The following is a 1,855-nucleotide window of genomic DNA, read 5'->3' as shown; positions in this document are numbered from 1 at the left end:
CGTCACGTCCAGATTTCCGTTGGCGATGGCCGCCATCACATTTGCGACCTCTTCCATCGGTTTTGCCATGACTCCAAGAATACCATTCATGCCACTGATCACTTCATTCCAGGCGCCGCTAAATTTGGTTTCATCAGCCCGTACATCCAGATCTCCCTGCATCGCTGCCGTCGTCAGCACGATGGCGTCACCAACAAGATTGTCAATGGTATTTTTCACTTCCCGGAGATTTACTTCAATCGCTTTAAACTGCTCATAAACCTCGCCGGTATAGTCATCAGGTTCCTGGATATCCATATCAAAATCAAGATCACCTGCTGATAAACGTCTTAAATTATCAGCCAGTCGCTTAATCTCAGTTTCTGAATAATTGTTAACGCTCATGGTTGCGGTGGTATTAAATGAGGTTTCAACATACCCAATGGTTTGGCCTTTTTTATCGATAATCGGCGTCGTATCCATGCGATAATGTCCGCCACGATACTCAAAGGGAAATTCAATTCGACCCGTTTTTCGGTAAGCTTTTACACCACAATCCTCATTTTTACACATGTCCAGATTTGATTTGCAGCAGTCATCACCGTAAATAGAATCCCGAGTTCCTTCTCTTCCGGTTGCCACTCTTAAATCTTGCAATGTTTTATTAATAAATGTCCACTTCATATCCGTATCGACAACGGTAATCCGGTATGGCATCGCATCTAGAATCGCCTGGTAGAAATCTCGCTTGTCGGCCACTATTTGGATTGCCTGATTGACCTGTTCAATCCCTTTTTTATAGTCGCCAATCACTTCGGGTTCCAGATTTTTGTCGAGATTTTCTTCTTTTTCCATGAGTTCGGGCAACTGTATCAGGTAATCATTCACCATCTTCATCGACGACTTGATTCCCAGCAGACTGTTTCCCACCACATCTTTATCCGATGATGGCGTGATTGCCGCTGAAAGATCGCCCTTGGCCAATTTAACAGCCATTTCTGACTGTAACCGCATACTTTGTGCAATACCGGAAAGCGCATAAGCAACTTCACCCAACTGATCTTGGGGTTTCTCTGCTTTAAAATTTAATTCAATATCTCCATCAGCCAGGTGATTGGCTGCCTCGGCCAGGCTGGTTAATCGGTTCGATATCCCCTTAACCCCGAGTATGCTAACACCAATCATTACCGCTAAACCGATCGCATAAATCAGCAACATACTATTTTGGATATCTCCAAACTGTTCAAAATTCTGACTGACAACAACCATTGAAATACCTGCCGTCACACAAAAAATCAGGGTAACCGGCAGGACAACTGTCATCATAATTTTTGACAGCAAACTTTTTTCATGTTCCATTTCTTCCTCCATTTATTAAATTAATTTGAAAAACAATTCTTTTTTCGCCACCACTTTTCTTTTGAAGGATTATACCCAAAAGTCTATTAGTTATAGATGCTGTTACTCTTCACAACAGGGTATTCAACCAGGATAATTTAATTATGTACAACATTATATATGAATTTTTTAGTAAATTCAACTTCATTTTTTGTTTTTGATTATAATTCAGTGGTTATTTTGACCAGTCTATGAAATAGAATAACATCGGGGCTTTCCAAATGTTATTCTGATATGAATAACCATTTTTTTAGTAGCCTCTTATCGCAGCTGGAACTGGTCGATCATCTGTTTTAATAAGATCGACTGACCGGAAAGTTCTTCACTGGCTGCGGCGCTCTCTTCGGCAGTTGCCGAGTTTTGCTGGACTACCTGGGCGACTTGTTCAATGCCCATATTAATCTGAGCGATGCCGGTGGCCTGTTCATTGGATGCGGTGGCGATATTGCCGACTAAATCATTAACCTTGGCAATCCCG

The 1,855-nt window shown here is 41.9% G+C and carries 2 pseudogenes; both read right to left on the bottom strand.

Annotation, left to right across the window (positions count from 1 at the left end):
- Positions 1–1,338, bottom strand: a pseudogene (locus ACEW8F_RS16765) (methyl-accepting chemotaxis protein); the annotation flags it as partial.
- A gap of 300 nt (positions 1,339–1,638) precedes the next feature.
- Positions 1,639–1,855 (bottom strand): annotated as a pseudogene (locus ACEW8F_RS16760) (methyl-accepting chemotaxis protein); the annotation flags it as partial.

Origin of the sequence: Acetobacterium sp., assembly GCF_041752335.1 — a bacterium.
Taxonomy (GTDB): domain Bacteria; phylum Bacillota; class Clostridia; order Eubacteriales; family Eubacteriaceae; genus Acetobacterium.
Note: the sequence above shows the minus strand (reverse complement) of the source record. Positions and strands in the feature narration are given on the sequence as shown.